At 70.3% G+C, this 5,453-nt stretch carries 4 protein-coding genes and 1 pseudogene; 3 read left to right on the top strand and 2 right to left on the bottom strand.

Going from position 1 to position 5,453, the window contains the following annotated elements; all coding sequences use genetic code 11:
* Positions 1-1,109: endonuclease/exonuclease/phosphatase family protein (locus AC08ON_RS14135; protein WP_476617133.1), on the top strand; the 1,109-nt coding region annotated here is incomplete at its 5' end.
* A 64-nt stretch (positions 1,110-1,173) separates the two neighbouring features.
* Here the strand turns inward: AC08ON_RS14135 and AC08ON_RS14130 are convergent.
* Together AC08ON_RS14130 and AC08ON_RS14125 are read right to left on the bottom strand one after the other, a co-directional pair.
* Complete coding sequence (locus tag AC08ON_RS14130) at positions 1,174-1,950, bottom strand: enoyl-CoA hydratase/isomerase family protein (RefSeq protein WP_476607920.1); 777 nt, start codon at positions 1,948-1,950, stop codon at positions 1,174-1,176.
* The gene (locus AC08ON_RS14125) at positions 1,947-2,093 is read right to left on the bottom strand and encodes a hypothetical protein (RefSeq protein ID WP_476607921.1); all 147 of its coding nucleotides are present in this window, start codon (positions 2,091-2,093) and stop codon (positions 1,947-1,949) included. Before AC08ON_RS14125 ends, AC08ON_RS14130 begins: the two co-directional genes overlap by 4 nt.
* A 261-nt stretch (positions 2,094-2,354) precedes the next feature.
* On the opposite strand from AC08ON_RS14125, the gene acs reads away from it, so the two are divergent.
* Both acs and glgP read left to right on the top strand, forming a co-directional pair.
* Positions 2,355-4,358 carry an acetate--CoA ligase gene (gene acs, locus AC08ON_RS14120; RefSeq protein WP_476607922.1) on the top strand — a complete coding sequence of 668 codons (2,004 nt, stop codon included), beginning with the start codon at positions 2,355-2,357 and terminating at the stop codon, positions 4,356-4,358.
* A 133-nt stretch (positions 4,359-4,491) separates the two neighbouring features.
* Positions 4,492-5,453: pseudogene (gene glgP / locus AC08ON_RS14115) on the top strand (alpha-glucan family phosphorylase); the annotation flags it as partial.

Below are 5,453 nucleotides of genomic sequence, written 5' to 3'. Positions count from 1 at the left end.
CCTCCCGGACGGCCCTGCCAGCCGGGCACTCTGGTGAAGTGAGTTCCGCGCAGGAGTCCGGTTCCGCCGTGCCGGGCACCGACCCCACCTACCGGCACAGGGACATCCCGGTCGCCGCCCCGGAGCCCCGGCCGCACCCGACCTTCCCGGTCCGCCCCCTGGTCGTGATCGTCGCGTGGGTCGCGGTGGCCGGACTCGGGGGGATCGCCCTCGGCCGGTTGGCCCATCTCGACGATGCGGTGGGCTGGCCCTACTCCGCGATCAATGCCGGGACCGAACTGCTCTACCTCCCGGCCTACGCCACCGTGGCGGTGGCCTTCGCGCTCCGTCGCAACCTGCTGATGATCATCTCCATGGCCCTGATCGCCATCCATCTGTTCTGGACCCTGCCCGAGGTTTTCCCCGGCGGCGCCGAGGAGGCCCCGCAGGGTGCCGCGCGCCTGCGGGTGATGTCGGCGAACCTGCTCTACTACAACGACCACGCCGACCGGCTGGGCGCGCAGATCCGCGCCGCGAACCCGGACGTGCTCGTCCTCGTGGAGCTCTCCCCGCTCACCCTGGCGCGGGTCACCTCGTCCGGAGCGCTGGCGAGCTACCGGTACCGCGAGGTGCACCCGGAGCCGGGTGCGTTCGGCGCCGCCGTGTTCTCCCGCTTCCCGCTGCACGACGCCGCGGCCCCGGTCGTCGGCGGAGCAATGTCATTGCGGGCCACCGTGGAGGTGGATGAGCGTCGACGCTTCGTCGTGTACGCGGTGCACACGATCTCACCGACGACCAGCGCCTACACCGACCGCTGGCGGACCCAGCTCGACACGCTGCGCGCGCAGCTCGAACACGCCACGCTGCCGGTCGTCATGGCCGGCGACTTCAATGCCACCCGGGACCACCGGCCGTTCCGTCGGCTGGTGAACTCGGGGGTACGCGACGCGCACGACGTCGGCGGCGGCGGATGGCAACCGACCTGGAACTCCAAGAGCCTGATCCTGCCGCCCGTGCTGCGCATCGACCACGTGCTGGCCTCACCCGCGTTCGCGGTGACGGGTTTCGAGGTCGGCGGCGACTTCGGCAGTGACCACCGGCCGGTCATCGCCGACCTGGCCATGCGGTAACCCCCGGATGGCGCCTTCGGCGCAATCCGGGGACCCCTACCACAGACACCGCACGGGGTCTCCGTCAGCGGCCGATGAAGTCGGCCTTGCCGGGCCCGTTCTCGAGGAAGGACTCCATTCCGATCCGCCGGTCCTCGGTGGCGAACAGCCCGGCGAACAGCGCCGCCTCCAGACGTAGCGCCTCGGCCAGCGCGATCTCCGCGCCGTCGTCAACCGCCTGCTTCGCCGCCGCGAGCGCCATCGCCGGGCCGTTCGTGTACCGGCCCGCGATCCGCTTCGCCTGCACGTACACCTCACCCGCGGGAACGACGGCGTCGGCCAGACCGATCTCCGCTGCCTCGGCTGCCCGGACCTGCCTGCCGCTGAAGATGAGGTCCTTGGCGCGGGACGGGCCGATCAGGCGCGGCAGCCGCTGGGTGCCCCCCGCGCCGGGGATCACTCCGAGCAGGATCTCGGGCTGGCCGACCCGGGCGTCCTCGGCCAAGACCCGCACGTCCGCGCACAGGGCAAGCTCCAACCCGCCGCCCAGGGCATAGCCCGTCACCGCGGCGACCACGGGCTTCGGGATCCGGGCCACGACCTCGAAGGTGGAGTTCAGATCGCCCACCCAGGTGGATACCTCGGCGTAACCCATCGGCGCCATCTGCCGGATGTCGGCCCCGGCGGCGAACACCTTTTCCCCGCCATAGAGCACCACCGCGCGGACGTCCGACCGCCGGGTCGCCTCGACCGCGGCGGTCCGCAGTTCCGCGGCGACCGTGGAGTCCAGCGCGTTCATCGGCGGCCGGTCTAACCGGATGGTGCCGATCCCGCCGTCAACCTCGAGCCGCACCACACTCATCCGCGTTCCTCCCGCTTCAGGCCCTCGATGACCGGCGAGGCGTCCGGCGCCCCGGCGTTCCCCACCCCGTCCGACCCGCCGAGATCGTCGACGGTGCCGGCTTTGGGGATGGTTTCGATGTCGCTGTAGATGTCGGTCGCCACGATAGGCCGACACCCACTGATCTTCATCAATCATCTCCAGATCGGGTTCGGGGATCGCTCGGTTCCACCCGGCGCACTAGCCCATAGCAGGAAATAGCGGACATCGCCAACGGTCGACCGCCGGCCGGTCCCCTCTCACGCCCGGAACCTGCCGACCGCCGGAACCTGCCGCGCAACTCCTGAGAGTTGACGGGCCTTCGTGGTAGACCGGGGGGCAGCGTGTGACCGTGCTGTTCGTCCCGAGCCGACCCAGGAGGAGCCGTGACCGACACAGGTGTCAGCGTCTCGACCGGTCTCGAGAACGTCGCCGATCTCGAGGCGACCCTGGAGAGCCTGCTGTCCGTGGAGCGTTTCGACCCGTCGGCGGCCTTCACCCGGCGCCTGCCGATGGACGCCGACCGGGCCGCCGCCGAGGCAGACCCGAACGCGTTCTGGGCTCGCAAGGCCGAGGAGCTGCTGACCTGGCACACGCCGTTCACGCAGGTACTCGACGACTCGAACCCGCCCTTCTACACCTGGTTCGCGGACGGGATGCTGAACCTGTCGGAGAACTGCCTGGACCGGCACGTGGCAGCCGGGCGCGGCGAGCGGGTGGCCTTCCACTGGCACGGGGAGGAGGGGGAGCGGCGCACCGTCACCTATGCGGACCTGCTCGCCGACACCCAGCGGCTGGCGAACGGGCTGCGTTCGCTCGGCGTGCGCGCCGGCGACGTGGTCGGGATCTTCCTGCCGATGATTCCCGAGGTGGCCGTCGCGATGCTGGCCTGCGCCCGGATCGGCGCGGTCCACAACGTGGTCTTCGGCGGTTTCGCGCCGTCCGCGGTCCGGGAGCGGATGGAGGTCTCCGACGCCAAGGTGCTGATCACCGTGGACGGCGCGCGGCGCAAGGGACGGACGGCGCCGGTGAAGGCCGCCGTCGACGCGGAGCTCGGTGACCTCCCGGCGCTGGGGCACATTGTGGTCGTGCCCGGGCCGGGCGGTACCGGGGCGCCGATGACCGCGGGCCGGGACGTCTGGTACCACGAACTGCTGGCCGCGGCGGCGCCCGACTGCCCGCCGGAACCGCTGTCCGCGGAGCATCCCCTGTTCATCCTCTACAGCTCCGGGTCGACCGCGAAGCCGAAGGGGATCCTGCACACGACCGCGGGTTACCTGCTCGGCGCCACCTACACTCACCGGGCGGTCTTCGACATCGACCCGGACACCGACGTCTACTGGTGTTCCGCGGACGTCGGCTGGATCACCGGGCACTCCTACATCGTCTACGGCCCGCTATCGAACGGCGTGACCAGCGTGATGTACGAGGGGGCGCCGGACTACCCCGACTACAACATCTGGTGGCGGCTCATCGAGGAGTACAAGGTCACCGTGTTCTACACGGCGCCGACAGCGATCCGTACGTGCATCAAGTGGGGCGCGCGGTATCCCGGTCGGCACGACCTGTCCTCGCTGCGGGTGCTCGGCACGGTCGGGGAACCGATCAACCCGAAGGCGTGGTTGTGGTACCACGTGGTCATCGGCGGTGGTCGCTGCCCGATCGTCGACACGTGGTGGCAGACCGAGACCGGCTCCGCGCTTATCTCGCCGCTGGCCGGCGTCACGTCGACCAAACCGGGTTCGGCGACCCTGCCGCTGCCCGGTATCAGCCCGGCGCTGCTCTCGGAGGACGGCGAGCCGGTCACTGAGGGCACCGGCATCCTGGTGATCACCAAGCCGTGGCCGTCCATGCTGCGCACCCTCTACAAGGACGACGAGCGATTCGTCAAGACGTACTTCTCCCGCTTCGGCCCGTCAACCTACGTCGTCGGCGACGCCGCACGCCTCGACGCCGACGGCTACTTCTGGATCATCGGGCGGATCGACGACGTCATCAACGTGTCCGGGCACCGGCTGTCCACCGCGGAGGTGGAGTCGGCGATCGTCGCCCATGAGGCCGTCGCCGAGGCGGCGGTGGTCGCACAGTACGACGAGCAGACCGGCCAGGCGATCGTTGCGTTCGTGACGCTCGCCGGTGACCGCTCGGGCGACGAGGCCACCGAGGCCGAGCTGCGCGAGCACGTGGCCAGGCGGATCGGCAAGCTCGCCCGGCCACGGCGGATCATCTGGGCCGACGACCTGCCGAAGACCCGGTCCGGCAAGATCATGCGCCGGTTGCTGCGTGACATTGCCGAAGGCCGGGAACTCGGCGACGTCACGACCTTGCGCGACCCCGCGGTGATGGCCGCGCTCACGGCCAAGGTGGGCACCGCCCGAGACAACGAGTAAGGGCGGCTCCGGTCCCCGATTCCGGACAATTCTGGCTGTCATCGGGTCGACATGACAGTTGTTTCCCGGCCGGGACCAGCTGGCCGCACCCGGGTGTGTCGACGTCGCCGGCACTGTCTAGGCTCACGTCTTCGTGAGAGCCCTCCGACGGTTCACCGTCCGTGCACAGCTCCCCGGGCAGCTTGCTCCACTGGGGGAACTAGTCCTGAATCTTCGCTGGTCCTGGCATCCCGAGACGCTGGACCTGTTCGAGTCTGTTGATCCGGAGCTCTGGCGGGCGACGAAGGGAGACCCGGTCCGCCTGCTCGGCGAGGTGGACCATAACCGGCTGCTCGCGCTGGCCGCCGACCGTCGGTTCGTGCGCCGACTCACCGACGTCGCAGACGACCTCCAGGAGTACCTGACGGCCGATCTGTGGTATCAGCAGCGGAAGGCCGAGAGCGCCCCGTCGGCGATCGCCTACTTCTCCCCGGAGTTCGGTATCACCGAGGTGCTGCCGCAGTACTCCGGCGGCCTCGGCATCCTCGCCGGCGACCATCTCAAGACCGCGAGCGACCTCGGCGTGCCGATCATCGGCGTCGGCCTGCTCTACCGGGCCGGGTACTTCGTGCAGTCCCTGTCCCGGGACGGCTGGCAGCAGGAACGGTACCCGGGCATCGATCCGCACGGGCTCCCCCTGACCCAGCTGACCGATACGGCGGGGATGCCGGTGAAGGTGGCCGTCGGTCTGCCCGAGGGTCGCACGCTGCACGCGCAGATCTGGAAGGCGCAGGTCGGACGGGTCCCGCTGCTGCTGCTCGACTCGGACGTCGAGGACAACCAGCCGGCCGAGCGGGGGGTGACCGACCGGCTCTACGGCGGCGGAACCGACCACCGGCTGCTCCAGGAGATGCTGCTGGGCATCGGGGGTGTCCGCGCGCTGCGCGCCTACGCCGCGGTGACCGGGACTCCGGAGCCCGAGGTGTACCACACCAATGAGGGGCACGCGGGCTTCCTCGGCCTGGAGCGGATCCGGGAACTCGTCGAGAACGGGCTCAGCTTCGACGAGGCGCTCCAGGCCGCCCGCGCCGGCACACTGTTCACCACCCACACCCC

This window comes from Frankia sp. CoWAU3, assembly GCF_977971855.1.
The sequence above is the reverse complement of the archived record's forward strand: the minus strand, read 5'-3'. Positions and strand labels throughout refer to the sequence as shown.